The sequence below is a fragment of the Streptomyces sp. NPDC050147 genome, from assembly GCF_040660195.1.
Lineage (GTDB): Bacteria > Actinomycetota > Actinomycetes > Streptomycetales > Streptomycetaceae > Streptomyces.
Window position 1 is genome coordinate 291,094 of the sequence record NZ_JBFALJ010000003.1, and the last position, 26,150, is coordinate 317,243.

At 69.9% G+C, this 26,150-nt stretch carries 23 protein-coding genes; 14 read left to right on the forward strand and 9 right to left on the reverse strand.

The annotated features are described in order from the left end of the window. Window positions 1-195 precede the first annotated feature (195 nt). From AB0I94_RS07915 to AB0I94_RS07925, 3 genes are all read left to right on the forward strand, one after another. Window positions 196-1,500 carry an ATP-grasp domain-containing protein gene (locus AB0I94_RS07915; protein ID WP_363308563.1) on the forward strand — a complete coding sequence of 435 codons (1,305 nt, stop codon included), beginning with the start codon at window positions 196-198 and terminating at the stop codon, window positions 1,498-1,500. 38 nt (window positions 1,501-1,538) lie between these two features. After that, window positions 1,539-3,602 (forward strand): CocE/NonD family hydrolase, encoded by a 2,064-nt coding sequence (locus tag AB0I94_RS07920; protein ID WP_363308564.1) that lies wholly within the window; start codon window positions 1,539-1,541, stop codon window positions 3,600-3,602. Window positions 3,603-3,749: 147 nt separating this feature from the next. Beyond that, a complete protein-coding gene (locus AB0I94_RS07925; RefSeq protein WP_363308565.1) occupies window positions 3,750-4,106 on the forward strand; it encodes a PRC-barrel domain-containing protein in 357 nt (118 codons plus the stop codon). A 149-nt stretch (window positions 4,107-4,255) separates the two neighbouring features. Here the strand turns inward: AB0I94_RS07925 and cpt are convergent, their stop codons facing one another. Beyond that, entirely contained in the window at window positions 4,256-4,798 is a 543-nt protein-coding gene (gene cpt, locus AB0I94_RS07930) for a chloramphenicol phosphotransferase CPT (protein ID WP_363308566.1), read from the reverse strand. Window positions 4,799-4,902: 104 nt separating this feature from the next. Beyond that, window positions 4,903-5,415 carry a hypothetical protein gene (locus tag AB0I94_RS07935; RefSeq protein ID WP_363308567.1) on the reverse strand — a complete coding sequence of 171 codons (513 nt, stop codon included), beginning with the start codon at window positions 5,413-5,415 and terminating at the stop codon, window positions 4,903-4,905. A gap of 107 nt (window positions 5,416-5,522) precedes the next feature. On the opposite strand from AB0I94_RS07935, the gene AB0I94_RS07940 reads away from it, so the two are divergent. The 4 genes from AB0I94_RS07940 (at window position 5,523) to AB0I94_RS07955 (ending at window position 8,902) form a co-directional block, all read left to right on the forward strand. After that, window positions 5,523-6,752 (forward strand): 4-hydroxybenzoate 3-monooxygenase, encoded by a 1,230-nt coding sequence (locus tag AB0I94_RS07940; protein ID WP_363308568.1) that lies wholly within the window; start codon window positions 5,523-5,525, stop codon window positions 6,750-6,752. A gap of 138 nt (window positions 6,753-6,890) precedes the next feature. Beyond that, the gene (locus tag AB0I94_RS07945; RefSeq protein WP_363308569.1) at window positions 6,891-7,424 is read left to right on the forward strand and encodes a YceI family protein; all 534 of its coding nucleotides are present in this window, start codon (window positions 6,891-6,893) and stop codon (window positions 7,422-7,424) included. A gap of 153 nt (window positions 7,425-7,577) precedes the next feature. Next, entirely contained in the window at window positions 7,578-8,126 is a 549-nt protein-coding gene (locus tag AB0I94_RS07950) for an isochorismatase family cysteine hydrolase (RefSeq protein ID WP_363308570.1), read from the forward strand. Further along, a complete protein-coding gene (locus tag AB0I94_RS07955; RefSeq protein WP_363308571.1) occupies window positions 8,123-8,902 on the forward strand; it encodes a uracil-DNA glycosylase in 780 nt (259 codons plus the stop codon). Before AB0I94_RS07950 ends, AB0I94_RS07955 begins: the two co-directional genes overlap by 4 nt. Window positions 8,903-8,993: 91 nt before the next feature. Here AB0I94_RS07955 and AB0I94_RS07960 read toward each other — a convergent pair whose 3' ends face one another. After that, window positions 8,994-9,185 (reverse strand): CsbD family protein, encoded by a 192-nt coding sequence (locus tag AB0I94_RS07960; RefSeq protein WP_363308572.1) that lies wholly within the window; start codon window positions 9,183-9,185, stop codon window positions 8,994-8,996. 120 nt (window positions 9,186-9,305) lie between these two features. Continuing rightward, window positions 9,306-9,767: a VOC family protein gene (locus AB0I94_RS07965; RefSeq protein ID WP_363308573.1), complete on the reverse strand. Its 462-nt coding sequence runs from the start codon at window positions 9,765-9,767 to the stop codon at window positions 9,306-9,308. Between the two features lie 136 nt (window positions 9,768-9,903). Here AB0I94_RS07965 and AB0I94_RS07970 point away from each other — a divergent pair, with 136 nt between their 5' ends. Both AB0I94_RS07970 and AB0I94_RS07975 read left to right on the forward strand, forming a co-directional pair. Beyond that, entirely contained in the window at window positions 9,904-10,902 is a 999-nt protein-coding gene (locus tag AB0I94_RS07970; RefSeq protein WP_363308574.1) for a YafY family protein, read from the forward strand. A 226-nt stretch (window positions 10,903-11,128) separates the two neighbouring features. After that, complete coding sequence (locus AB0I94_RS07975) at window positions 11,129-12,196, forward strand: S1 family peptidase (protein ID WP_363308575.1); 1,068 nt, start codon at window positions 11,129-11,131, stop codon at window positions 12,194-12,196. 119 nt (window positions 12,197-12,315) lie between these two features. On the opposite strand, the gene AB0I94_RS07980 is transcribed toward AB0I94_RS07975, so the two are convergent. Together AB0I94_RS07980 and AB0I94_RS07985 are read right to left on the reverse strand one after the other, a co-directional pair. After that, window positions 12,316-13,086 (reverse strand): MBL fold metallo-hydrolase, encoded by a 771-nt coding sequence (locus tag AB0I94_RS07980; protein ID WP_363308576.1) that lies wholly within the window; start codon window positions 13,084-13,086, stop codon window positions 12,316-12,318. Window positions 13,087-13,139: 53 nt separating this feature from the next. Continuing rightward, entirely contained in the window at window positions 13,140-14,141 is a 1,002-nt protein-coding gene (locus AB0I94_RS07985; protein ID WP_363308577.1) for an agmatine deiminase family protein, read from the reverse strand. A gap of 288 nt (window positions 14,142-14,429) precedes the next feature. Between AB0I94_RS07985 and AB0I94_RS07990 the strand changes: the two genes are divergently transcribed. After that, on the forward strand, window positions 14,430-15,011 hold the full coding sequence (locus AB0I94_RS07990) for a TetR/AcrR family transcriptional regulator (protein ID WP_363308578.1): 582 nt from the start codon (window positions 14,430-14,432) through the stop codon (window positions 15,009-15,011). Window positions 15,012-15,062: 51 nt separating this feature from the next. On the opposite strand, the gene AB0I94_RS07995 is transcribed toward AB0I94_RS07990, so the two are convergent. Then, the gene (locus AB0I94_RS07995; RefSeq protein WP_363308579.1) at window positions 15,063-15,623 is read right to left on the reverse strand and encodes a DinB family protein; all 561 of its coding nucleotides are present in this window, start codon (window positions 15,621-15,623) and stop codon (window positions 15,063-15,065) included. 396 nt (window positions 15,624-16,019) lie between these two features. Between AB0I94_RS07995 and AB0I94_RS08000 the strand changes: the two genes are divergently transcribed. Together AB0I94_RS08000 and AB0I94_RS08005 are read left to right on the forward strand one after the other, a co-directional pair. Further along, the gene (locus tag AB0I94_RS08000) at window positions 16,020-17,102 is read left to right on the forward strand and encodes a serine hydrolase domain-containing protein (RefSeq protein WP_363308726.1); all 1,083 of its coding nucleotides are present in this window, start codon (window positions 16,020-16,022) and stop codon (window positions 17,100-17,102) included. Window positions 17,103-17,621: 519 nt separating this feature from the next. Further along, window positions 17,622-19,127, forward strand: coding sequence for a hypothetical protein (locus AB0I94_RS08005; protein WP_363308580.1), 1,506 nt, complete (start codon window positions 17,622-17,624; stop codon window positions 19,125-19,127). A gap of 105 nt (window positions 19,128-19,232) precedes the next feature. Here the strand turns inward: AB0I94_RS08005 and AB0I94_RS08010 are convergent, their stop codons facing one another. Further along, window positions 19,233-21,677, reverse strand: coding sequence for a SpoIIE family protein phosphatase (locus AB0I94_RS08010; RefSeq protein WP_363308581.1), 2,445 nt, complete (start codon window positions 21,675-21,677; stop codon window positions 19,233-19,235). 346 nt (window positions 21,678-22,023) lie between these two features. Between AB0I94_RS08010 and AB0I94_RS08015 the strand changes: the two genes are divergently transcribed. Beyond that, window positions 22,024-23,640, forward strand: a complete 1,617-nt coding sequence (locus tag AB0I94_RS08015; RefSeq protein WP_363308582.1) for a hypothetical protein — start codon at window positions 22,024-22,026, stop codon at window positions 23,638-23,640. Window positions 23,641-23,786: 146 nt separating this feature from the next. On the opposite strand, the gene AB0I94_RS08020 is transcribed toward AB0I94_RS08015, so the two are convergent. Beyond that, a complete protein-coding gene (locus AB0I94_RS08020; RefSeq protein ID WP_363308583.1) occupies window positions 23,787-24,191 on the reverse strand; it encodes a MerR family transcriptional regulator in 405 nt (134 codons plus the stop codon). 413 nt (window positions 24,192-24,604) lie between these two features. Between AB0I94_RS08020 and AB0I94_RS08025 the strand changes: the two genes are divergently transcribed. After that, window positions 24,605-26,110, forward strand: a complete 1,506-nt coding sequence (locus AB0I94_RS08025; RefSeq protein ID WP_363308584.1) for a SulP family inorganic anion transporter — start codon at window positions 24,605-24,607, stop codon at window positions 26,108-26,110. The last annotated feature ends 40 nt before the right edge of the window (window positions 26,111-26,150 follow it).

Below are 26,150 nucleotides of genomic sequence, written 5' to 3' on the forward strand. Positions count from 1 at the left end.
CTCCGGCGACTGTCGATCTCCCAAGTGCCCTGCGAACCGAGACGCACACGTGCGGGCCATCCGGAGTGGTTGGACACTGGAAGGGAGGCGTGGCGCGCTGACGGGGCCGCGATTGCGCCACCGTGACCTGGGTACGCGGCCATCTCGGTCATTCAGCGGAACAGCCGCTGGCACCCCGGACACAGAAAGGGCGCCATGCCGCTCAACATCTTCGTAATCGGGCTGGACGAGGCCAATCTGCAGACACTGCGCGCTGTCCCCGACGCGCAGGACTACGAGTTCCACCCCCTCCTGACAGTCGACGAGCTGCAGCGCGGCGAGGTGTCCGTCCCTGCATTGCTGGCCAAGGCGGAGCGGATCCTCGACGCGTTCGACGGCCACATCGACGCGATCGTCGGCTACTGGGACTTCCCTGTGAGCACGCTCGTGCCGATTCTCGGCGAGCGCTACGGGACGCGGACCACCAGTCTGGATTCCGTGGTCAAGTGCGAGCACAAGTACTGGAGCCGACTGGAACAGCAGCGGGTCACCGACGCTCACCCGCCGTTCGGTCGGGTTGACATGGACAGCGCCGACCCCGAGCCCCCCGAGGGCATGGACTTCCCGATGTGGCTCAAGCCCGCGCTGTCCTACTCGTCCGAGCTGGCGTACGGGGTCCATGACCAGGCCGAGTTCGTCGAGGCGGCCAACCGCATCCGTGAGGGGATGGGCCGCATCGGGCGGCCGTTCGAGGACATACTCGCCCGCGTCGAGCTGCCCCCGGAGATGGCCGACGTGGGCGGCCAGGTCTGCCTCGCCGAAGGCGCGCTGAACGGCATCCAGGTGGCGGTCGAGGGCTATGTCCACGAGGGCGAGGTCACCGTCTACGGCATCCTCGACTCGATCCAGTACCCCGACTCCCCGTGCTTCCTGCGCCACCAGTACCCCTCGACTCTCCCCGGGCCCGTGCTGGAACGGCTGCGGGACGTGTCGGAGCGGGTGATGCGGCAGATCGGCATGGACGCGGCGACCTTCAGCATCGAGTACTTCTACGACCCGGGGACCGACGCGATCAACCTTCTGGAGATCAATCCGCGTCACTCCCAGTCGCACGCGGAGATGTTCGACTACGTCGACGGCGTGCCCAACCACCACTGCATGCTGAGCCTCGCCCTCGGCAAGGACCCCGCACTGCCGTACCGCAAGGGCCCCTACGCCACCGCCGCCAAGTGGTACTACCGCTGGTTCGCCGACGCCACCGTCCACAACGTCCCCTCCCGCAAGGACATCGAGAGCATCGAGCGGCGCATCCCCGGAGTGCGCATCGACGTGGTGGTCGAGGAGGGGCAGCGCCTCTCCGACGTACCGCAACAGGACAGCTACAGCTACGAGCTGGCCCACATATTCACCGGTGGGGACAGCGAGGAGGACATGCGGGCCAAGTACGACCAGTGCGTGGCGGCCCTCGGCCTCACCTTCGACGAGACCGAACCCGGCGGTCGCGACACGACGAACGACTGAACCACGAACCCCCCGCAACACGAAGGAGCGATCTCGGCTTGCGCTATGTGAGCGACCTTCCGCACGAGACCAAGGAAGAGGAGAACGTCACCATCCCCGTGGCGGACGGAACCCGCCTCGCGGCCCGCATCTGGCGGCCGACGTCCTCCGACCAGGACCCCGTCCCCGCGGTCCTGGAGTACATCCCCTACCGGCAGCGCGACCTGACGGCCGAGCGCGACTCCATCCACCACCCCTACATCGCGGGGCACGGCTATGCCTGCGTCCGCGTCGACCTGCGTGGCACCGGCGACTCCGAAGGGGTGCTCAAGGACGAGTACCTGGAGCAGGAGCAGACCGACGCCGAGGACATCCTGGCCTGGCTCGCCGACCAGCCCTGGTGCGACGGCACCACCGGCATGATGGGGATCTCCTGGGGCGCCTTCGCCGCGCTCCAGGTCGCCGCGCGACAGCCCGAGAGCCTGCGCGCCATCGTCATCGCGTCCTTCACCGACGACCGGTACGCCGACGACATGCACTACATGGGCGGCGCCCTCCTGTCGGACAACCTGGCCGAAGCGGGCACCATGTTCGCCTACGGCACGTGCCCGCCCGACCCGGCGATGGTGGGGGACCGGTGGCGCGACATGTGGCACGAGCGCATGGAGGGCACCCGCCCCTGGGTGATCGAATGGCTTCGGCACCAGCGCCGCGACGACTACTGGCGGCACGCGTCGGTCTGCGAGAACTACCAGGCCGTACGCTGTCCCGTCCTCGCGTCGAGCGGCTGGGCGGACGGCTACTCGAACGCGGTGATGCGTCTCCTGGGCAATCTGGACGTGCCGCGCAAGGGGCTGATCGGCCCCTGGTCCCACAAGTTCCCGCACCTCGGTCAACCGGGCCCCGCCATCGGCTACCTCCAGGAAGTGGTGCGCTGGTGGGACCACTGGCTGAAGGGCGTCGACAACGGCGTCATGGAAGGCCCGATGCTGCGGACGTGGATGCAGGACAGCGTGCCGCCCTCCACGTCGTACGAGGAACGTCCCGGACGCTGGGTGGGGGAGCCGTCCTGGCCCTCCCCGTACATCACTCCCGTCGTGCGGTGCCTCACCCGACACGGTCTCTCCGAGCCGGACTCCGAGACCTCCGCGTCTCAGGGTTCCCCCCAGGGAGAGCGTGCGGGCGCTGACGTGGGGCTGTCCGTCCAGTCACCGCTGTCCGTGGGCCAGTTCGGCGGGAAATGGGCCTCCTACAACGCGCCCCCCGACCTTCCCTACGACCAGCGTGAGGAGGACGGCGGCTCGCTGGTCTTCGAGACCGAGCCGCTGACCGAGCGGACGGAGATCCTCGGCGCGCCCACCGTCGAACTCGACCTGAGCGCCAGCGAACCGGTGGCCATGGTCGCGGCACGCCTGTCCGACGTGGCCCCCGACGGCAAGGCCACCCGCGTCAGCTACGGCTTGCTCAACCTGACCCGCAGCGAGGCGCACGGCGATCCGCGCCCCCTCGAACCCGGGCGCCGCTACCGCGCGGCCATCGCGCTCAACGGCGTCGCCCAGGCCTTTCCACCGGGCCACCGCATCCGCCTGTCCCTGTCCACCTCGTACTGGCCGCTGGCCTGGCCGCCGCCCAAGCCGGTGCTCCTGACCGTGTACGAGACTTCGAGCACCCTGACACTCCCGGTCCGCCCCGTGTCGGAACCCGATGCCGTGCCGGAGCAGCCCTTCGGCGAGCCGGAAGGCACACGGCCGAGGTCTCCCGTCCAGCTGGTGGCGCCCGAGGAGCGCTGGCAGGTCAAGCGCGATCTGGTCGACTACGCCGCTGAGCTGGAGATCGTCAAGGACCGGGGCGTCATGCGTCTTGAGGACATCGGCCTCGACGTCGGCCGCCGGGCCTACGAGCGCTACACCTCCATGGCCGAGGACTTCACCTCCGCCGCGGGCGAGTCGGCCTGGACGATGTCTTTCCGGCGCGACGACTGGGACGTACGGGTGGAGACGCGAACGGTCCTCAGCTGCGACGAGGACAACTTCCGGGTGGACGCCACCCTGGACGGTTACGAGGGTGAGCGGAGGGTTTTCTCGCGTACCTGGAATGAAACCGTGCCCCGCGACTTGCTGTGACACCACGGCGGAACAAGCCGTGGTGAGACGGCCGGAATTTTCAGTTTGGCCATTTTCCGGCAGGGCACCCGATGCCTTGGAGGTTGATCATCCCCTCCCGCTGAGTGAATTCCTGCGTTTCGCGGAAAATCAATTGAGGAGTTCTCGATGAGCAACGAAATCTGGAGCTACGTTCCCACCGCCGGGCACGGCCCGGACGCCGATCTCACCGGCTACAAGGTCGAGGCCGCCGACGGCCACATCGGCAAGGTCGACAAGCACTCGAACGAGGTCGCCAACCAGTACATCGTCGTCGACACCGGAGTGTGGATCTTCGGCAAGGAGGTGCTCCTGCCCGCGAGCACCGTCACCGCCATCGACCACGAGGCGCGGACGATCCGCGTCTCGCGCACCAAGGAGCAGATCAAGGACGCTCCCGAATTCAACAAGGAAAAGCACCTGGGCGATCCCGCCTACCGTGACCAGATCGGCGGCTATTACGGTGGCCACGGTCCGGGTCACTGACCTTCGCGGTGGCGTGAACATTCCGCCCCACTGACACCGATGGCGTCCGAGGCAGCACATGCCTCGGACGCCATCAGGCGTTTATGCCGGTATCGAAAACGAGCCGTATCGAAAATGCGCCGACCCGCCGGAATTGGTGTCCGGCGGCGTCATCGCTCAGCCGCGACGCGGGCGGCGATGGCTCGGGCGCACTCCAGCGCTTCGGTGTGCGTCGTGTCCACCTCCATGTCGTAGAGCACGCCGTCATGGACCACTTCGGCCTGGGAGGCGGCCATCCCGGCCACGCGGTCGCCCCGCGCCGTCTCCCGGCCCGCGGCGACGGTGCTGTCGCAGCGGACACCGACCCAGAGCACCCGCACATCGCCGAGGGCCTTCCGCCACCGCTCCTGGGACGCAGGACCGCCCAGAAAGACCTCGTCGACGATGACCCGGGCTCCGGCACGGGCCATCGACGCGATTCCCTCGATCCACGCCACCTCCAGCGTCCGGAATTCGGGTCCGACGACCACCTGGCCGTCCTCGGCGAACTCGATTCCCCCCGACCCGGTGCGCATGGACGCGGGCATGGCGTCGACCAGCGTGTCGCAGCCGAAGGTCAGCCACGGGTCCGCCAGCACCGTCTGCAGGCAGCGCGCGATGCCGGACTTCCCGGAGCTTGACCCGCCGTTGAGAACGATCACTTGAGTCGTCACCGCGCCACCGTAGAAGCATCGCGGCGCCATCGGAAACGGATTTCGTCCGCCCCGTCCGCCCCGCCTGCCCAGCCCGCGATGACGCGCGCCCGCGACCCGCCCGGTCAGCCGGTGCCGTCGTACGGGCTGACGCGGCGGTACGCGGCACGCGCGTGGAGTACGCGGCCCGCCGTCGTGCCGACAAGAGCCGCGGCCAGCAGGCAGGTGATCCACTCGGGGTCCCGGTGCCCGGCCCAGGAGACCTCTCCTATGGGGTGCGTGGCGGAGACATTGAGGAGCATCCAGCACAACAGGGCCGTCCCCGGCGCCGCGACGAAACGACCCCGCATCCCAAGGAGCGCGGCCAGCACCGAGAGAGCCGCGAGAGCGATCCCCGTCCGGTCGAGCGCACCGAGCAGATCGAGCAGCGTCACCAGCACGAAGGCGCCCGCGTACGCTCCCGTCCAGATGAAGGGCGTGGCCACCGGTTCGGGAACTTCCCGCACACCTTTGGCGAGGTACCACCACTCCACCACCATCGTTTCCTCCCCACCGCCGGTCCGCCGGGGCGCCGCTGCCCCGGGGACGTCCGTGACCGGCGCCTCCCGCAACGAGACGACGCACCGGAGATGGGACACGGGCGTGGTCTCGGGCAGATTGTCGCACCACATCCGATGACCGCTGTCCGCACGGAGGCCCTGCCGAAGTGGTCTTGCTCTCGTCGTGTTCGCGTCATAATCCCCGGATGGACCCCGCCTCGAATCCCGAGCCCTCCGCGCCCCGACGCCGTGCCCGCATCGTCGTCGTGGGGGCCGGGCCGGCGGGCCTCACCGTCGCGAACATCCTGCGTGCCGCCTCCGTCGACTGCGTGGTCCTGGAGACGGAGAGCAGGGACTTCATCGAACATCGGCCCCGCGCGGGCTTCATCGAGGAATGGGCCGTGCGCGCCCTGGAACAGCGAGGTCTCGCCGACCGTCTGCTGGCCCACGCGCAGACGCACGGCGCATGCGAGTTCCGCCGGGCGGGGAAGCGCCACCGGTTCGCGTACGGAGAGCTCTCCGGGCACCGTCACTTCGTCTATCCCCAGCCGCTGTTGGTGACGGACCTGGTGGAGGCGTACGCCGACCGGTCGGGCGGCGACATCCGCTTCGGCGTACGTGACGTGGAACTGCACGGCATCGACACGGACCGCCCCTCGGTGTCGTACACCGACCCGGAGACGGGCGAGCGCATACGCGTCGAGTGCGACGCCATCGCGGGCTGCGACGGCGCGCGCGGCGTGACACGCGCCCACCTGGCGGCGGAGCGGGTCACCGTCGCCCGGCACGACTACGGCATCGGCTGGCTCGCCCTTCTCGCACAGGCGCCACCGTCCTCGGACTGCGTCGTATTCGGCCTCCACCCGCGCGGATTCGCGGCCCACATGGCCCGGAGCCCCGAGGTCACCCGCTACTACCTGGAGTGCCCGCCCGGCGACGATCCCGAGAACTGGCCGCACGAGCGCGTCTGGTCCGAGCTGCACGCCCGCCTCACGGCGGAGGGGGCGCCGCCGCTCATCGAGGGGCCACTGATCGAGAAGCGTGTTCTCGACATGCACAACTACGTCGTGGAACCCATGTCCCACGGGCGGCTGTACCTGGCGGGCGACGCCGCGCACCTCGCCGCTCCGATCGCCGCGAAGGGCATGAACCTGGCCCTGCACGACGCACTGCTGCTGGGCGACGCACTCGTCGCCTACTGCGCGCAAGGGAACGAGAGCGGCCTGAGCGGTTACTCGGAGGCCTGCCTGCCCAAGGTGTGGCAGTACCAGGAGTTCTCCCGGTGGCTCTCGGAACTGCTGCACGGGACGTCGTCGGGTGACCCGTTCCAGGCGGGCATCGCGGCAGCACGGCTGCGCAGGATCCTCGACTCGCCGGCCGCCGCCGCCGCGTTCGCCGAGCTCTACATCGGCAAGGGCGCCGACGCCGACGACTGAGCCCCCGCAGGTGACATGTGTACCGGGGAATCGGCGACATCCGGATCTGCCGGGCGCCGCGCTCGGCGGGCACGCTGGGTCGGGTACCGCGGGGTGGCCGAGCCTCCGCGGACGGCAGCGGAGGGAGGCGCTGAGGTCATGATCCTGCCGAGCCCGAAAGAGCGGAACGTACCGAAGAGCGGTAGGTACGAGATCGACGCGGCGGCTTCGACGGTGCGGTTCCGGACACGCACGGTCTTCGGCCTCTTCCCGGTCCGGGGCACCTTCGGCATCAGCCGGGGGCAGATCACCGTGGCCGATCCCGTCGACGAGTCCTCGGTGGACGTGACCGTCAGGGCGGGCTCCTTCGACTCGGGTCTGGAGCGCCGCGACCGGCACGTCACGTCCGCCGACTATCTGGACGCGGCCAGGCATCCGGAGATCGCGTACCGCGGCCGACGGGTGGCGTGGTCCGCGACGGGCACGGCAGTGCTGGAGGGCGAGTTGACGGTACGAGGCGTCACGCGGCCCGTAGCCGTGACGGTCGGGCCGGTCGTGCTGAACGGGCGCCGACTGACCGTCGAGGGCACTGCCACCGTCGACCGGTACGCGTTCGGCGTCACCACGGCGAAAGGCATGACCGGCCGTCGCCTGGACATCCACCTCGCGGTCGAAGCGGTCGCCAACGAGTGACCGGCTGAGCGGGGACGGCAGCCGGTGGTCCACCGGGCGCGCCACGCGCCGGTGAGCAGGCGGAAGTCGAAGAGCCACGTGTGGCAGGCGCCACCGCGCCCCCCCCAGGCAGGCGTCCGTGCATACGCGTGAGGCACATGATGGACTCGGAGCATGGCTGTAGAGGCTCTTATCGTCATCGACATGATCAACACGTACGACCACCCCGATGCGGAAACCCTCCGTAAGTCCGTCGAGGACGTCCTGCCCAACGTCCGCAGACTGATCGAGCGGGCGCGGGCCGAGGACATCGCGGTGATCTACGTCAACGACAATTTCGGCCTGTGGCGCTCGCACCACGACGAACTGCTCGACATCGCCCTGAGCGGCCCGCACGCCGAGCTGGTCGCTCCGATCCGTCCCGCGGACGACTCGCTCTTCGTGGTGAAGGCCCGGCATTCGATCTTCTACGACACCCCTCTGGAGTACCTGCTCGGTCAGCGCGGCATCGAATCCGTACTCCTCTGCGGCCAGGTGACCGAGCAGTGCATCCTCTACTCGGCGCTCGACGCCCACATCAGGCACCTGGATGTCGTCGTGGCCGAGGACGCCTGCGCGAGCATCCACAGCGACCTGGCCGCCGCGGCGCTGCGGATGATGGAACGGAACATGCAGGCGCGCGTGGTCCGTTCGACCGACGAGGCGCTGTTCGGGCCCGCATGAACCCGCTGGACGAGTTGGACGCCCGTATCGCGGGGTGCTCCGCCTGCCCCAGGCTGGTCGAGTGGCGGGAAGAGGTGGGGCGGGTCAAACGGGCCGCCTTCACGGACTGGACGTACTGGGCCCGGCCGGTGCCGGGGTTCGGGCCGCCGGACGCCTCCATGCTCGTCATCGGGCTCGCGCCCGCGGCGCACGGCGGGAACCGGACGGGCCGGATGTTCACGGGCGACCGTTCCGGAGACGTCCTCTACCGGGCGATGTACGAGCTGGGTCTCGCGTCGAGCCCGTTGGCGGTGTCCGTCGACGACGGCCTGACGCTGCGCGGGGTGCGGGTCACGTCGCCGGTGCACTGTGCACCGCCCGAGAACAAGCCGACCCCCGGTGAGCGTGACATGTGCAGGCCGTGGCTCGTACGGGAGATGGAGTTGCTGGGCCCGCGACTGCGGTCGGCGGTGATTCTGGGGGCGTTCGGCTGGCAGGCCGCCCTGCCGGCGTTCACGGCGGCGGGCTGGCGCGTGCCGAAGCCCAGGCCGCGGTTCGCGCACGGAGCGAGGGTGACGCTGGAGCGTGAAGCCGCGCAGGCAACGGGTGGCCGGTCAACGACGGTCGCACACGGGGAATCCGGGCCGGGTCCCGTCACCCTGTACGGCTGCTTTCACGTCAGCCAGCGGAACACGTTCACCGGCCGTTTGACCCCGGACATGCTCAAGGACGTCCTGCGGGAAGCGGCGGCGGAGGCGGACATCCCGCCGTACGCACGGGCGGACGGGCGGGATTGACCGGCGAGGCCACTCACCACCTGTGGCCTCAGCCGCCCTCAACGGCAGAAGCCCCCGCACGGGAGTGGGCGGGGGCTTCTGCGGAGTCTGGTCAGGTGTCGCGGCGCTTCATGGACTCGCGCGTCTCCTCAGCGCGGTCGCGGGCGCCGCCCATGGCCTTCTTGGCCTCACCCTTCGCCTGGTCCACCTTGCCCTGGGCCTGCTTGCTGCGATCGCCCGTGACCTTGCCGGTCATCTCCTTGGCCTTGCCCTTCATCTTGTCCATGCCGCCCTTGTCAGCCATGACCACTCCTTTGTCGGTACAGCGCCCACCGGTGTCACACACGGTGTGGGCCTCTGCCTTCAACGTAAGCGGGACACGGACACCTCGCCCGTCCAGCCGTCACACACCGTCACGGCAGGCTCAGTCCAGGCAGAACTCGTTGCCCTCGGGGTCGGTCATCACGATGTAACCGGCGCTCATCGGGGGAGCGGGCTCGTCGCGACGCACCCGCTTCGCCCCCAGCGCGACGAGGCGGTCGCACTCGGCCTCAAGTGCCGCCATGCGCTCCCCTCCCTCAAGGCCGGGAGCCGCGCGGACGTCGAGATGCACACGGTTCTTGGCGATCTTGTCTTCCGGGACCTGCTGGAAGAACACGCGTGGCCCGTCCCCTTGTGGGTCCTCGATGGCCGACTTCGAGTTGCGCTGGTCCTCCGGTACGCCGATCCGTGCGAGGAAGTCGTCCCACGCCGCGAGCGCGTCGGCGCCCTCGGGCAGGTCGACTCCTGGCGGGCCGGGGTGGACGTAACCCAACACGTCGCGCCAGAAGGACGACAGCGCCCGCGGGTCGTGGGCGTCAAAGGTGATCTGGATGTGGCGGCTCATCGGATTGCTCCGTTCGTGGCGGGACTCGTGAGCGGGAGAGACCGACCGCAGACCCGTCGGTTGTCTGGGCTCCCTCAAGCCACCCTGACACTCATGGCGGACAGGATCGGTCCGCCACTCTGGCAGACTGCGCGCCATGGACGGGGCACGCGACGACGAACTGGGTACGACGGAGCGGGTGCTCACCCTGCTCGGACTGCTGCAACAACGCCAGGTGTGGACCGGCCCCGAGCTCGCCGACCGGCTCGGCGTCACGACGCGCACCGTACGGCGTGATGTGGAACGGCTGCGCACACTCGGCTACCCGGTGCACGCCGGCCAGGGCGTCGGCGGCGGCTACCGACTCGGCCCGGGGCGGGAACTGCCGCCGCTGCTTCTCGACGACCGGGAGGCGATCGCCACCGCGGTCTCGCTGCTGGCAGGGGCGAAAGGCGCCGTCGCGGGCGCCGGTGACGCCGCACTCCAGGCCCTGTCCAAGCTCGACCAGGTGCTGCCCGCGCGACTGCGGCACGAGGTGCGCGCGCTCTCCGACTCGGTGGAGTTCTTCGGCCGAGGCCGCGCGCCCGTCGATCCCGAGGTGCTCATGACGCTCGCCCGAGCGTGCCGCGACGAGGTCGAGGCCGGGTTCGACTACCCCTCCAAGGGCGAGGTGCGAAGGCGGCGGGTGGAGCCCTACCGCCTGGTCGCCTCCGACCGGCGCTGGTATCTCCTCGCCTACGACCTCGACCGCGACGACTGGCGCAGCTTCCGCGTCGACCGGATGACCGACGCGTCCGCGCGGACCTTCCGTTTCAGCCCGCGCGAGGCGCCCGACGCGGCGACGTACGTCCAGGAAGGGGTGGCCAGCCGGGTCTACGCGCACCAGGCGCGCTTCCTCGTGCACGCGCCGGCCGCCACGGTCCGCGCGCAGGTTCCGGGGTCGGCGGCGGTCGTACGACCGCGGGGGAGCGAACGCTGCGAGGTCCTCAGCGGTGCCGAGCGACTCGACTTCGTGCTCATGCACGTGCTCCTGCTGGGGCACGACTTCGAGGTGCTCGACCCGCCGGAGCTCGGTGAACGCTGCCGTGTGCTGGCGCACAGACTCCTGGCGGCCGGAACCACGACCACGCCGTCGCCCGACGTCGAGAAGCCCTGAGCCGCGGGCCGTCAACAAAAACGCAACTCCCGTCCGATGAACGCAACTCTCGTCGCACCCGTATCTAAGTCCGGAACAGGTGTCCGGGGCCGGACGTCCAGGACCGGACACGTCCCCGGCTTCGGTCGGTGAGCGCATTCGGCAATCCCCCACAGGAGGCGACGAGTTGAGGCACAAGCGAATACCCAGGCGAAAGGCCGTTGTGGCAGGGGCCGCGGCGTTGGGCATGGTCGCGACGGCCGTCCTGCTGCAGCAGGCCAACGCCTCGCAGTCCGGGTCGGAGACCGCTTCGGGGCCCGCCGCCAAGAGGATCAGCGCGGCATCGGCGACGAAGCTGGTCGAGCCGTTGGCCTCGCGGCTCGGTGACGCCTACGCCGGGGCGTACTACGACGAGGAGAAGCAGCAGCTCGTCGTCAACGTCGTGGGCGACAACAACGCGGTCGACGTGCAGGTGAGGAGAGCTGGAGCGGTGGCGCGCAGCGTCGACAACAGCGCCGGTGAACTGGGCGCCGCCACGCGGACGTTGGCCGGACGGGCCACCATGGCCGGAACCGCGTGGGCCACCGACCCGAGGACCAATCAGATCGTCGTCACGGCCGATCGCACCGTGACCGGCGAACGTTGGGACAAGCTCGAGGCGACCGTCGAATCGCTCGGTTCGGGAATGGCCCGCATTCAGAAGTCCGCGGGGGAGTTCAAGACCTTCGCCGCAGGCGGTGACGCCATCTTCGCGGGCGGCGCGCGCTGCTCGCTCGGCTTCAACGTGACGACCGAGGACGGCAGTCCCGGCTTCCTCACAGCCGGGCACTGCGGGGTGGCCGCCGAAAGCTGGTCCGACGCGCAGGACGGCGCGGCCATCGGAACCGTGCAGGCGGCGACGTTCCCCGGCGACGGCGACTTCGCGCTGGTCACGTACGACGATCCGGCGACGGAGGCCCCGAGCACGGTCAACACGGGAGACGGCCAGGCCACGGAGATCGTGCGGGCCGCCGAGGCGGCGGTCGGGCAGGAGGTGTCCCGCATGGGCAGCACCACCGGCCTCCAGTCAGGCGCGGTCACCGGCCTCGATGCCACCGTGAACTACCCGGAGGGCACCGTCAGCGGGCTCATCCAGACCGACGTCTGTGCCGAACCGGGAGACAGCGGGGGCTCGTTGTTCACCGCGGACGGCAGCGCGATCGGCCTCACCTCGGGTGGCAGTGGTGACTGCACCGCGGGCGGCGAGACCTTCTTCCAGCCTGTGACCACCGCGCTGGCCGCGGTCGGCGCCGAGATCGGCGCCGGCGGCAACTGAGGTCAGGGTGCCGGGCCCCCCGTAGGTGGGTGTCCATGCCCGTCGCGGCGCTGATCGCCTTCGGCGTGAGGCGCCGCGATGATGCCCGCGGGGTGCGGCGAGGGGCGACGGGGTGCGGCTCAACCGACCGAGAAGGTGGTGCCCGGGGTGGCGTGGTCGACGGGGCCGCCGAACCGGGCGGCGGCGCGGGCCACTGCCTGTTCGGGGGTGAGGGCGCGTCCGACATGCGTGACGATCAACCGGCCCGCGCCTGCCGAGTGGGCCGTTTCCCCGGCGTCTTCAGGCGTGTGATGGACTCGCTCGCTCTCCGGGAGCCGCTGTGCGCTGTCGGCCTCACACAGCAGTACGTCGCAACCGTCGGCCAGCCGTGTGAGGTTGGCGCAGGGCGCCGTGTCCCCGGAGTAGACCAGCGTCCTGCCCGCGGCCTCGACGCGCAGGGCGAAGGCCGGGATGCCGTGCGCCACCGCCCGGCTGGTCAGGGTGAGCGCACCCACGCGGGCTTCGTGCCCGTCGTGCAGTTCCCGCACATCAAAGGCCGATTCGACCGGACAGCGGGTCGCGGTGTTGGTCAGGAAATGAGCCAGCCGGTCGGCGATGCCCCGCGGCCCGTACAGGCGGATCGGCGCCGTGAGCCGCACATCCGCGAACAGTGCGCCGTAGTAGGCGGTCAGCAAGTCCGCGCTGTGATCGGCGTGCAGATGCGAGATCCAGATCGCGTCCAGCTCGTCCAGCCGCACGTACCGCTGCAACTGCGCCAACGTCCCACTGCCCGCGTCCATCCACACCCGGGTGTCACCACCGGACACCAGGTATCCGGAGCATGGATTGTCCACGCTCGGATAGGGCGTCGCGGAACCCAGAACGGTGAGACGGAGAAGATCGCTGGCCACCGCACGAGTCTAGAACGCATGGCCGGACGCCCTGACCGCTCGGACGGCCGGACTCAGTCCACCGGCTTGCCCGGCTGATCGTGGGTGGAGCAGTGGATGCCGCCCCCACCGGAGGCGATGGTGTCGATCCGGACCTGCACGACGTCCCGGCTCGGGAAGTGTTCCCGCAGGATGCTCCGGGCGCGGTCGTCGGCCTTACGGTCTCCGAACTCGGGCAGAAACACGGAGTCGTTGGCGACGTAGAAATTGGTGTACGTCGACACGAAGTCGTCGCCCGCACCCCTGATCCTGTCCAGGTCGGGCTGCGGCAGATCGATGACCTCGATGCGCCGGCCCCTGGCATCCCTCGCCTCGCCGAGCGCGGCCTTCGCCTGGTCGGCCGCGCGCGACCAGGAGTCGGCGGGCATGCCGGGGAAAGCGCGGTCGAGGAGCACCACACCGGGGGCGGTGAACCGCACGAGGCTGTCCACGTGAGCGTCGGTGATGTCCTCGCCACGTACGCCGTTCAGCCAGATCACCTTCTTGATGCCCAGCGTCCGCTTGAGCACGGTCTCGATCTGGTCCCGGCTCTTGCCGGGGTTGCGGTTGTCGTTGACGATCGAGCTCTCGGTGATGAGGAGGGTGCCCTCGCCGTCGGTCTCGAAGGAGCCGCCCTCGGCGACCAGGGGCGCCTTCCTGCGCGGGATGCCGTACTCCGGCAGGAGGGTGCGGCCCACGCGGGCATCGTGGGTGTGCTCCTGCTTGTTCCCCCACCCGTTGAAGTTGCAGTCGACGCCGACCACGTCACCGTCCTGCTCCACGAACACGGGCACGGTGTCGCGCGCCCACAGGTCGTCGACGGCCAAAGGGATGACCTCGACGTCGCGCCCGCAGGCCTTCTGGGCGGCTCTCCGCTGACCGGGCCTGGCCAGCATCACGACCTCCTCGTGCGCCGCGATGGCGCGGGCGACGCGCGCGATGTCCTCGCGTACGGCAGGGAGGTCCTCCTCCCACACCGACTCCAGAGCGGGCCACGACATGAAGGTGCGCGTGTGACTCTCCCACTCGGCGCCCATGCGCCGCCCCTTGCCTGCCGTGTCCTGGGCACCGGCGGTCCTGGTGCTCCCCGGCAGAGCGTCGCTGGGCCCGCACGCCGAAGCGCCGAGAGCGCCCGCGCCGATCCCGGCGAGCGCGCGGAGGGCTGAGCGACGCGAGGGGAGAGGCGGACGAGACGTAGGGCGGGGCGACACGGCGAACTCCGATCGGCTGTGGACCTCGACTCTGACACAGACTGAAAATTCAGTCAAAGAACGGGACCGGGACCGTGTCTCCGCGCCATGAGCGTCCCGGTAAAGTTCGGGTGCATGGCGTCTCGCAGCACTCAGATCCTCGAAGCGGCCGCACGGCTCATCGCCCGCCGCGGCGTGCGCGGCCTACGCGTCGAAGAACTCGCCGCCGAAGCGGGCGTGTCGACCGGGTTGATCTACTACCACTTCAAGGACCGCACCGGGATCCTGCGCCACACGCTCGAGTTCATCAACGACCGTGCCGAGCGCTACACCACCGGCCGCGCGACGGACGCCGAACCCCTTTCCCCGCGTGCGGAACTGGACGAAACCCTGCTCCTGGAGCTGCAGGACACCCAGATGGTCAGGGAGAACAGCGCCGCCTGGGGTGAGCTGCGGGCGAGCGCCGTTTTCGATGAGACGCTCCGGGAGGACCTCGCCAGGGCGACCCTGGTGTGGGTGCAGGAGGTGGCGGCCCTCCTCGGCCGGGTGCGGCCGACGGCCCCGGCGCCCGCCCTGGCCGCTTCGGGGGAGCGGCTCACGGCCCAGCTCGAAGGGCTCAGCATGCGCTGGCTCAGCGGCGGACTGAGGATCGACCACGCGCGTGACCTGATGCGCGGTGCCGTCGACGCCGAGGTGGCGCTGCTGGGGGAGAAGTAGCGACTCCCGAGCGGATTCCCCACCACTGAAAATCGCGTCAGTCCGCAAACCTCACGCCATGCTGGTGGCGCCGTCCAGTGACTCGCGGATGATGTCGGCGTGGCCCGAGTGCTGGGCGGTCTCGGTGACGATGTGCATCAGGGCCCGGCGTGCCGACCACTCCGCGCTGGCCTGGAACCACGGAGCCTTCGGAAGCGGCCACGTGACGTCGAAGTCGGGCAGGGTGGCGACCAGTTGGTCGGTCCGGCGGGCCACATCGGCGTAGTCGGCCAGTACGCCGGCCAGCGTCTCGCCCGGCAGCATCCGGAAGTCGTCGGCCCGGTCGCCCCAGTCGGCCTCCGTCATGGACATGAAATCCGGCATCGTCGACGGGCCTTCCAGGATGAAGTTCACCCACGCTTTCTCCGTCTCGGTGACGTGCTTGATCAGGCCGCCGATGCACAGCTCACTGGCGGTGGTCCGCAGCCCGGCCTGCTCGTCGGTGAGGTCACGTGCGGTGAAGCGCAGGAAGTGCCGGTGCTTGGCCAGGACCTCCAGCCATTCGGCGCGCTCGCCGGCGACAGCCGGGGTCTCCGTCGTGTCGGGGGTGGTGCTCAGCTCGTGCGCAGTCATGGTCATTCGCCTTCCGGTTTTCGCGTCTCGCCGGTCGAGGACCACGCTACGAGGCGTATAGGCCAGAAGCTGTCCTAGATGGCGCGCGCAGGGAAAGTGGGCGGAACCGTTGTGGACGGAGGCGAGGAAACGCACAAGATCCGCGCCGCGCCTCTCCCCGCCTCTGCCCCCGGACCGAAGTACCGGGGGACAGCCCTACCCGAATCCGGCAGCCAGCAGGATCGCCCCGGGCCGCCGCCTGCGGAAATGCTGAGATCGGCAAATGCCGCAGGTTTTCCCAGAGTCCGTAGGAGTTGGCGCGTGCGTGAGCAGGTATGGCAGAAATCCCGTTCTTCCCGGCGGCAGGGAGGCCGGCGCAGAGTCCTTCCAGGCGCGGTCGCGGTGGTCGTCGGCGTCATGACGATCGGTGCGCTGGCGCCGCACGCTGTAGCCGACGCCAGGCCGGACGCCGTCGACACCGTCCGGCAGGGGCTGAACGGGCTGGTGCGCTCCGACGGTATGCCCGCCGCGCTGGCGAGCGTCCAGGACCGGGAAGGCCGCCACCGTACCTACACCGCGGGGGTCGGCGATGTGGCCACCGGCTCGAAGGTGCCGAGGGACGGCCGGGTGCGGATCGGCAGCAACACCAAGGCGTTCACCGCGGTAGTCGTGCTGCAACTGGTCGGCGAGGGGAAAATCGGCCTCGACACCACGGTCGACACCTATCTGCCGGGCCTCGTCCGCGGGGAGGGCATCGACGGCCGCCACATCACCGTCCGTCATCTCCTGCAGCAGACCAGCGGGCTTCCCAACTACAGCGACCATCTCGGCGAAGACGTCCGGTACTTCGCTCCCCGCGAGCTTCTCGACATCGCGCTCCAGCACGAAGCCGACTTCGACCCCGGGAAGAAATGGGCGTACAGCAACACCAATTACGTGCTGGCCGGCCTGATCGTCGAGAAGGTCACCGGCCACCCCCTCGCCAAGGAGATGGACCGGCGCGTCATCCAGCGCGTCGGGCTGCGCCACACCTACTTCCCCGCCCCGGGTGACGCGGCCGTCCGAGGCCCGCACCCCCACGGCTACTACCGGGAATCGGCCGACGCGCCTCTGCGGGACGTCACGGAGATCGACCCCTCCTGGGGGTGGGCCGCGGGCCAGTTGATATCCACCAACTCCGACCTCAACCGTTTCTACTCCGAGCTCCTGGGCGGCCACCTCCTCGCACCGGCCCAACTCGCCCAGATGCGCGGCTCCACCCTCCCCGCCGAAGAGACCTTCGGTCCCGGCGCCCGCTACGGCCTGGGGCTCGTGAGCAAGCCGCTTCCGTGCGGCGACGGCCTCTACTGGGGTCATGGCGGGAGCTTCCCCGGATACGAGACAAGGGGCGGAGCCACCGACGACGGCCGCGCGGTCAACGTCGCGGTGACCATGCAACTGGACGACGAGGCGGGCAGGGAGCGCGTCGACAAGGTCGTGGACGCGGCCTTGTGCCGCTGAATCAGGTGGGCAACAAGTGAAGCGATGAGTGCCGGTGGGCGCGACCGCCGAGGTCCATGTGCCCGCCGCGTCCCGCAACGCGTCGCGCAGGGGGGCGCATGCGCCGCGCGGCACTGAGTTCGTGCGCACCGAACCGGGCTGTGCGGTGTACCGGGCGCCGCACGGAACTCGGCGGCTCAGCGGCCGTCCCTGACCCTCTGTCACCGCGCTTCTGCCTCGGTGCTCGCCGCGCCGGGGTGGGGCTGCGCGGCAGGACGGTCGGCTGAGCCAGGTGGAAGGCGTCTGAACAGGCGAAGGCCTGCGTCAGGCGCCTTCTGCCGTGCCCGGACCTGCCCCGCTGTTGTCCCGCATCTGGGTCTCGCCTGGATCTTCGTGCTGCGCTCCCCAGCTCATCGGGTTATTTTATGCACGTTTTTCCGGCTTATGTCTATGTGTGCCTTCTGTCCTGCGCTCGTAGGCCAGAAGAGGAGCAAGAGCAGCAAGAGCAGCCCTACCGCGCGTAGGGGGAAAAGGCAGGCGATGGTCAAGACCTTGAACGCCCCGCGCGTCGGACTGGAAAGCCGCGGTCCGGCACCAGTGGTCCGCCGTTCGCGCCGCGCCGCAGGCCAGGGGTGGCTGGCCGCCGTCGCGGTGGCCTTCACGTTGGTCCAATTGGCCCTGGTGCGGCCCGGCATGGGCCTCGGCTGGGACGAGGCGGTGTACGTGAGCCAGGTCAGCGGCCACGCTCCGGCGGCGTTCTTCAGCGCGCCCCGCTCCCGCGGGATCTCCCTGCTGGTCGCACCGATCGCCTCCTGGTCGTCGTCCACCGAACTCCTGCGGGTCTATCTGGCTCTGCTGTCCGGCCTCGGCCTCTTCCTTGCGCTGCGCGTCTGGCGCGGGCTCTTCCCCCAACGGGTGGTGACCCTGGCCGGGGTCCTGTTCGCGACGCTCTGGGTGACTGTTTTCTACGGCCCGGAGGTCATGCCCAACTACTGGGTCGCGATCGGCGCCCTGGCCGGTGTCGGCTGCTTCCTGCGGGCCCAGGCCGACCGCCGCGACCGGGCCGCGCTGTGGGGTGCGGGTGCGAGTACGGCGCTGCTGGCGTGGATGCGGCCCACCGACGCCGTCTGGGGGGTCCTCCCGTTGTTCGTGCTGCTGGTGTGTGTCCGCCGGTGGCGGCGACCGCGGCTGCTCGCGGCGCTCGTCGTGGGGCTGGGGTCGGGGGCCGTCGGCTGGGTGGCCGAGGCGTACGCCAACTTCGGCGGCCTGGGTGCGCGCCTGGCCGACGCCTCCCAGATCCAGGGCGGCCTCGGCTGGAACATCGCCGTCCTCGATCAGCTGCGTGGACTGGGCGGCCAGACCCTGTGCCGCCCGTGCGACAGTCCACTTCCGGCGCCGGAGCTGATCGCGTGGTGGTTCGCCCTGCCGCTGCTCGCCGTGGTCGGCCTCGCCGTCGCGGTCAAGGGCCGGCGCACCGCGCGCACGCTGGTGCCGCTGGCCTGCGCCACGACGGCGGGCATCCCGTACCTGTTCATGATCGGATACGCCGCCCCGCGCTTCCTGCTGCCGTTCTACGCGCTGCTCGCCATCCCGGTCGCCGACGCCCTCGTCCACCTGGTCACCACCGTGCGCCGGCCATGGAGGCCGGTGGCGGTCACGTTGGCGGCGCTGGCCTTCGCCGGGCATCTGGCCATGCAGTACGTGGTGCTCGAGGACACGGTGGCCCGCTCGACCGCGGGTCGCCAGGAGTGGGCCCGCACGGCGGCCGAGCTTCACCGGCTCGGCGTACGGCCGCCCTGCGTGCTGAACGGACACGAGGCGCTCCCGGTCGCCTTCTACGCCGGGTGCTCCTCCGCCCAGACGCAGGGGCACAACGCCAGCGTCACGCAGGCGGAGCTCCTTCGGACGGCACAGCGGACGCCGACGGCCACGCTCGTCAGGGAGCAGGACGGGCCGCCGGGTTTCGCGCGCGACTGGCCCTCCCACGACTTCGGTGACCTGCGCATTCACATGGGTCCCGCGGACCGGACAGACGGCCCGGGATGACGCGCGCCTGGAGCCCGCCTCCGATCGCGGACGAGCGCGCCCTTTTCGGCGTACGAGCTGTGTGAGCGACGGGGGAGAGCGCACCCTCTCACACCGCCGGCCGTCTCACACCGTCGCGGGAAAGGCCTGCTCCGTCCAGATGGTCTTGCCGGAGCGGGTGTAGCGCGTTCCCCACCTCTGGACGAGCTGCGCGACGATGAACAGGCCGCGCCCGCCTTCGTCCTCCTCGCCGCTGTGGCGCAGGTGAGGTGAGGTGTGGCCCCTGTCCGCGACCTCGCACAGGAGGGTGCGGTCACGGATGAGACGCACTTGGATAGGGCCTTCGGCGTACCTGACAGCGTTGGTCACCAGCTCGCTGACGACGAGCTCGGTCGCGAACGCCAGTTCCTCCAGGCCCCATTGGTGTAGTTGTTCGGTCGCCAGCTCGCGGGCCCGGCCCGCGGCGACAGGTTCGGACGGCAGCTCCCACTCGGTGACCTGTGAGGTGTCGAGCTCGCGGGTACGAACGAGCAGCAGTGCGGTGTCGTCGGCCGTCGAACCGCTCGGCAGGAGCTGTGCCACAGCCCGGTCGCACAGTCCCTCCAGCGAGGCGTGCCGGTCGCTGAGCACCTCCTTCAGGGTGTCGAGTCCGTGATCGATGTCGCGGTCGCGTGCCTCGACCAGGCCGTCGGTGAAGAGTGCCAGCAGGCTGCCCACCGGCAGCTCGATCTCCAACGACTCGAACGGCAGACCGCCCAGGCCCAAGGGCGGTCCCGCCGGCAGGTCGGGGAACGTCGGCGGGCCGTCCGGGGCGACGACCGCCGGAGGCAGGTGCCCGGCCCTGGCCATGACGCAGCGTCGCGACACCGGGTCGTACACCGCGTACAGGCAGGTCGCCCCGGTGGTCACATCGGCGTAGTTCCCGTCGGGCGTGCCCAGCTCGCTGCGCTGCTCCTCCGCCGACTGCGCCACCAGATCGTCGAGCCGCGAAAGCAGCTCGACGGGGTCCATGTCCATCTGGGCGAACGCGCGTACGGTCGTGCGCAGCCGGCCCATGGTGGCGGCTGCCTGGAGCCCGTGACCCACCACGTCCCCGACCACGAGCCCGACCCGGGTGCCGGACAGCGGGATGACGTCGAACCAGTCTCCGCCGACGCCTGTCACGTCGTCCGTGGGCAGATACCTGTGCGCGACCTCGACCGCCGACTGCTCCGGCACGTGCCGCGGCAGCAACTGGCGCTGGAGGGCGAGAGAGGCGGTGCGTTCACGGGTGAAGCGGCGGGCGTTGTCGATGGACACGGCCGTACGGGCGACCAACTCGTCGGCCAGCGCCACTTCGCCGCTGTCGAAGGCGGACGATGCGGTGTCGCGGATGAAGGTGACGAGTCCCAGCATGCTGTTGCCGGCCCGCAGTGGCACGACCAGGACCGCGTCGTCGAGCACGAGCCCGCCCGATGACAGGCTGCGATACTGCGGCGAACCAGGCGGGTACTCCACGGGTGGATGGTTCTCGGAGGGAGCGGCACGCCCGCGGTCGGCGGGCCCTCGATCACTGGGCCCGCAGTGAGAAGGGTGTCCTCCCGGCTCCAGTTGTTCCGCTTCGTCCGCCGAGCAGCGGGCCACCCGCACCAGAGACGCCGCCGACGGGCCGATGGTGCCGGGCACCTCGCCTTCGAGCACCGCCTGGGCGAGGTCGACCGTCACCGTGGAGGCGAACTCCGGTACCGCCACTTCGGTGATCTTCTCGGCGGTGACCCGCACATCGAGAGCGGTTCCGATCCCGCGGCCCGCCTCGACGAGCAGGGCAAGCCGCTGCTGCGCCTTGTACCGGTCGGAGATGTCGAACGCGTCCTCGCACACTCCGATGACGCGGCCGTCGGCGTCCTGGAGCCGGTAATAGGCGCAGGACCAGAGGTGGTCCGTCTCCGGGTCGCTGGGCGGGCGGCCCTGGAAATGCAGGTCCAGAAAGGGTTCTCCGGTGTCCAGGACGTGACGCATGACGGCTTCGAGCGTGGGCGGATGTCCCTTGCTCACGAATTTTCCACCGGAGTACAGCTCATCGGCCCGAAGGCCCCGGAACTCGGCGAACGGTCGCCCTATCTCCCGTTCGTACGCGGTGTTGCACCAGGTCAGGCGCAAGTCGGCGTTGTAGATGCCCAGGCCGACGGGCGACTGGGTGGCCAGGCCCTGCAACAGGGCGAGGCGCGATTCCCACAGCCGCAGATCCTGCAGCTCTGTCGCGACGAGGATGCGCGCCGCCGGGCCCGCGCCGGGCAGGTCGCACACCGCGGTGGCGACGATCAGGTCATGCCCGTCCTGGTGCCGTGCGACGTAGAGCTCGCTTCCCCGGAATTCGGGAGGGCGAGCGAGGGAGGGGGTCGTCGGACCGGGTGACAGGAACGTGGTCAGGGGCCGGCCGACGATTTCCTGCGGCCGGTAACCGAGGAGCTGCTCCGCCGCCGGGCTCCAGCCGATGACCGTGTCCTGGGCGTCGACGACCGCCGTGGCCGCCCTGGTGACGTCGAGGGGACCACGAAAGTCAGCACCCTGCTCCTCGTTCCATGCCTTCATGGCGCCACACCAGCCCCGTTCATTCCCTACAGAATCCGCTGTCCGCGGGGAGGGCACAACTGCGGTTCACCCGCTCGACGAAACCGCGGGGTCGGCTCGCCCGCGGGATTGTCCTGCGGATCGCACAGGAAACGAGGATCTCGTCCCGCATAGAGCCGGGTGACCACCCGCTGCGCGCCCCCCTCGCCCGGACGCCACCGAACGCGGAGGCCCGCTCCCACTCCCATGCCCACCCCCCTGCCGCTCGGCCTGGTGCGGGCGACGAGGACCCCGCGCGGGTCATGACCGCGGCCGCTCAGGACATCGAAAGTCGTTCACCAAGATCGTCGAACGATACGCTCCTGCGATGCGTCTGATACCCGACGACCCGTTTCCCGAAATCGGCCACCCTTACACGACGGACGTGAGCGCGGACGGCCGCTGGATCGCCGTCAGTTGTCACGCGAGCGGTCGCGGCGGTCGTGGCCGGATCGTCGTCTACCGGGCGAGCGACCTCGCCTTATGGGACCAGATCGTGCTGGATCAGGGCATCGAGTGGCTCGTCTTCCACCCGGCCCTGCCCGTGCTCGCCGTGGGCACGGAGGACGGTGACGCATTCGAATTGCGGGGCGGGCTGCACCTGTATGAGCCGGAGACCCGGCGCCGCACCGACGCGGCCATCGACGGGGCCGGTGTCAGCGCCCTGCGCTGGCGGGACGCGCGCCGCCTTGAGGTGACGCTCGCTCGGCCGGTCGTCGACCACGTGGACCCCGGCCGAGTCACGTACACGCGACTCGTCTGCGAGCGTCACGACTGGCGGGGCATGACTGCTGACGTTCTCACAACGGTGCTTGCCGCACCGGGGATGCCGGTGGAGGTCGACTGGAGCGGCATCAAGGGTCCGGACATCGACCTGCCTCAGCGGTACCTCACCGACACCGCCGCCGAGAAGGGCCGCGTCTGGACCCGACGATCCGGGGCGGCCGTTGTGGAGGTGCTGCGGGACGGCCGGATGCTTGCCGCGTCACGGAGCGGGGCCCTGCTGGAATGCTGGTCGCCGGACGGCACTCTGCAGTGGACCGTGCCGGCGCCCGACGAGCAGGGGCAACGCAGCGGCTGCCGGCTGTACGTCACCCCGGATGATGAGAGCGCTTGGATCACCGTCCTGGTGGGCGACAGCAGCGATCGGCGCACCTTGCTGTGCCGGTTCGCTCTCGCCGACGGTGCCCAACTCGCCGAACTCCGCCTTGACTTCCCGGTGGCCATCGCTGCGCGCACGGACGGGGCCTGGGTGGCGAGGGACTCCAGGGAGCTGTTCCCGGGGCCGCGCTGGCCACCGAACGAGAGCGTCGTGCTCACCCCTTCCGGACGACAGCTGGCGACCGTGGCGTTGGGAGAGAGCGACAGTTCCTACGACTTCCCGGTGCGACGCTCGCCCCACCTGCTGTGCCTCTACGGCGTCGGTGGCGGGGACGTGATGACGGGGGCGCTGGAGAAGTGGGTCGTACGGGTCGACCCCCACGGGACCGAGCGTTTGTTCCCGTTCGCCTGGGACGACTCACTCGGCCGTCACCTGCGCGGCGGCCCAGCCGTGTACGTCGACGACGATGCCGGGCCAGGGCTCGTCCACACGTGCACGGCGCCCGACGGCACCCACCTCGTACGGCGTGCTTACCCGGGCGGTGCGGTGGTCTGGGCCCATCGCTTCGACGCACAGGTCACGGGGGTCGACGCCCACGGCGGTCTCGTCCACGCCGTGACCGGAGCCGGAGCCGGAGCCGGAGCCGTGACAGGAACCCGAGCCGGAGCCTGCGAGCTGCTCACGCTGCGAGCAGCGGAAGGCACAGTAGTGCGACGGAGCGAACTCGGCCTCGGCGGGCACGTCTACACCCCGACTTGCCTGAGCGCCGGCCCGAGCGGGGACCTCGTGATCGGCACGGCGGAGGGCCGGTTGATCAGTGCGGCTTTCCCCTTGCGTACCTGACTTGACGGTGCCTCGGGTCCCGGCTGGGGTGGGCCGGCGGGGATTGTGCACCGGAACCTGCGTGCCACCGGCCGCCGAACCCACACCGCCGCCGGCCGGATCCGGTGATCCGGACCTGGCCGCTGTGGCAGATGGTGCGGATGGTGTCAGAGGGCGGGGACGCGGGTGAGGCGTTCGCGCAGGGTGGCGGCGAACTCCTCGGCCCTCGCCAGCTGAGTGCGCAGCTTCTCCACCTGCTCGGCCGCGTCCTGCTCGTAGCCGCGCACGCGCTCCAGGAGCGCCTCGCGCTCGTCCGCCGCCAGCTCCTCGCCGGAGTCGAGCCGGTCGGTGGCGTCAAGGAGGTCGCGCATCTGGTCCAGGGTGAAGCCGAGCGGCTTCATGCGGCGGATGACCATCAGACGGGCCACGTCGTCCTCGGTGTACAGCCTGAAGCCGCCCTGGGAGCGGGCGGAAGGGATGACCAGGCCGGTCTCCTCGTAGTGCCGGATGGTGCGCAGCGACAGCTCGGTCCGTGCGGCAACCTCGCCGATCTGCATGTGTTCGCTGCTCACACGGACACCTTTCTCTCCTGTCGCCCGAGGCCACAGGCCGGCCGGCGTCGATCTCTACCGTAACGTTAGGGTAGAGTAAGTGGTCGTGGGCGTGGGCTCCAAGTCGTCTCCTGCTCCCCATGGTGCGGGATGGACCGCTCCCGTGACCGACAGCCCTGTCGGGGCCGACGACGCCCCCGGCGAAGTCCGATGCTGCAGGAGAGAGCGTGCGCATGTCCATGATGCCCAGCGCCGCCGCCTGCCCGCCGTGACCCTTCGCCCCTGAAGCAGCCGCGCACGCCTGCGCGAGCCGGCTGCTTCCTTCTGGCTTCAGCCCGCCGTACGTGGGCTCCCCGGCTGGCCGCCCGGCTGTCCGGCGCCTTCTCGCACGCCCCACGACACCGGGCGTGCCCGAGCACGACAGGTAACTCTTCTTGTCTACGTCTGCACTGTCCCCGGCTGCGCGGCTGCGAGGCCTGCGCCCCGACTGGCTGAACGACCCGAAGGTCTGGCGCACCGAGGTCCTGGCCGGCCTCGTCGTCGCCCTCGCGCTGATCCCTGAGGCGATCTCGTTCTCGATCATCGCCGGGGTCGACCCGGCGATCGGCCTGTTCGCCTCGTTCACGATGGCCGTGACCATTTCGATCGTCGGCGGACGCCGCGCGATGATCTCCGCCGCGACCGGCGCGGTGGCCCTGGTCATCGCCCCGCTCAACCGCGAGCACGGCCTCGGCTACCTGATCGCCGCAGTCATCCTGGCCGGTGTCTTCCAGATCATCCTCGGCGCGCTCGGCGTCGCCAAGCTGATGCGTTTCGTGCCCCGCAGTGTGATGGTCGGCTTCGTCAATGCCCTGGCCATCATGATCTTCATGGCGCAGGTCCCCGAGATGCACGACGTGCCCTGGCCCGTCTACCCGCTGATCGCGGCGGGGCTCGCCCTCATGGTGTTCTTCCCGAAGGTCACCAAGGTGATCCCGGCCCCGCTCGTGTCGATCGTCATCCTCACGGCCATCACGGTCGCCGCCGGCATCGCGGTGCCCACAGTGGGAGACAAGGGCGAGCTGCCCTCGTCCCTGCCGGTACCGGGCCTGCCCGACGTGCCCTTCACCATGGACACCCTGACCACCAGCGCCCCGTACGCGCTCGCCATGGCGCTGGTCGGCCTGATGGAGTCCCTGATGACGGCCAAACTGGTCGACGAGATCACCGACACCCACTCCTCCAAGACCCGCGAATCCATCGGCCAGGGCATCGCCAACATCGTCACCGGCTTCTTCGGCGGCATGGGTGGCTGCGCGATGATCGGCCAGACGATGATCAACGTGAAGGTGTCCGGGGCCCGCACCCGCCTGTCCACCTTCCTGGCGGGATCCTTCCTGATGGTGCTCTGCATCGTCTTCGGGCCGATCGTCTCCGACATCCCCATGGCGGCCCTGGTCGCCGTGATGGTGATGGTGTCCTTCGCGACGTTCGACTGGCACTCCATCGCGCCCAAGACCCTCAAGCGCATGCCCACCGGAGAGATCGCCGTCATGGTGATCACCGTGACCGTGGTGGTCGCCACCGACAACCTCGCCATCGGCGTCGTCGTCGGCTCCGTCACCGCCATGGTCATCTTCGCCAAGCGCGTCGCCCACCTCGCCAACGTCACCTCCCACGCCGCCCCCGACGGCAGCAGCGTGGTCTACTCCGTGACCGGTGAGCTGTTCTTCGCCTCGTCCAATGACCTCGTCGGACAGTTCGACTACGCCATCGATGCGGACAAGGTCGTCATTGACCTGACCGCTGCCCACATCTGGGATGCCTCCTCCGTCGCAGCGCTCGACGCGATCGAGACCAAATACGCCCACCGCGGCAAGACCGTCGAGATCATCGGCCTGAACAAGCCGAGCGCCCAGATCCACGAGAAGCTCAGCGGCGAACTCACCGGGAACCACTGACCGATCCACCGCGTCTGCGAGGGCGGCGAGCGGACCCCTG

Bases quoted from the DNA above. Each gene is read 5' to 3' on its own strand.
- AB0I94_RS07975 (WP_363308575.1), top strand. From the start codon at position 11,129: ATGGTCGCGACGGCCGTCCTGCTGCAGCAGGCCAACGCCTCGCAGTCC.
- AB0I94_RS07970 (WP_363308574.1), top strand. From the start codon at position 9,904: ATGGACGGGGCACGCGACGACGAACTGGGTACGACGGAGCGGGTGCTC.
- AB0I94_RS07990 (WP_363308578.1), top strand. From the start codon at position 14,430: ATGGCGTCTCGCAGCACTCAGATCCTCGAAGCGGCCGCACGGCTCATC.
- AB0I94_RS07960 (WP_363308572.1), bottom strand. From the start codon at position 9,185: ATGGCTGACAAGGGCGGCATGGACAAGATGAAGGGCAAGGCCAAGGAG.
- AB0I94_RS07940 (WP_363308568.1), top strand. From the start codon at position 5,523: ATGGACCCCGCCTCGAATCCCGAGCCCTCCGCGCCCCGACGCCGTGCC.
- AB0I94_RS07945 (WP_363308569.1), top strand. From the start codon at position 6,891: ATGATCCTGCCGAGCCCGAAAGAGCGGAACGTACCGAAGAGCGGTAGG.
- AB0I94_RS07950 (WP_363308570.1), top strand. From the start codon at position 7,578: ATGGCTGTAGAGGCTCTTATCGTCATCGACATGATCAACACGTACGAC.
- AB0I94_RS08010 (WP_363308581.1), bottom strand. From the start codon at position 21,677: ATGAAGGCATGGAACGAGGAGCAGGGTGCTGACTTTCGTGGTCCCCTC.
- AB0I94_RS07985 (WP_363308577.1), bottom strand. From the start codon at position 14,141: ATGGGCGCCGAGTGGGAGAGTCACACGCGCACCTTCATGTCGTGGCCC.
- AB0I94_RS07925 (WP_363308565.1), top strand. From the start codon at position 3,750: ATGAGCAACGAAATCTGGAGCTACGTTCCCACCGCCGGGCACGGCCCG.
- AB0I94_RS07965 (WP_363308573.1), bottom strand. From the start codon at position 9,767: ATGAGCCGCCACATCCAGATCACCTTTGACGCCCACGACCCGCGGGCG.
- AB0I94_RS08000 (WP_363308726.1), top strand. From the start codon at position 16,020: ATGACGATCGGTGCGCTGGCGCCGCACGCTGTAGCCGACGCCAGGCCG.
- AB0I94_RS07915 (WP_363308563.1), top strand. From the start codon at position 196: ATGCCGCTCAACATCTTCGTAATCGGGCTGGACGAGGCCAATCTGCAG.
- AB0I94_RS07955 (WP_363308571.1), top strand. From the start codon at position 8,123: ATGAACCCGCTGGACGAGTTGGACGCCCGTATCGCGGGGTGCTCCGCC.
- AB0I94_RS08015 (WP_363308582.1), top strand. From the start codon at position 22,024: ATGCGTCTGATACCCGACGACCCGTTTCCCGAAATCGGCCACCCTTAC.
- AB0I94_RS08005 (WP_363308580.1), top strand. From the start codon at position 17,622: ATGGTCAAGACCTTGAACGCCCCGCGCGTCGGACTGGAAAGCCGCGGT.
- AB0I94_RS07995 (WP_363308579.1), bottom strand. From the start codon at position 15,623: ATGACTGCGCACGAGCTGAGCACCACCCCCGACACGACGGAGACCCCG.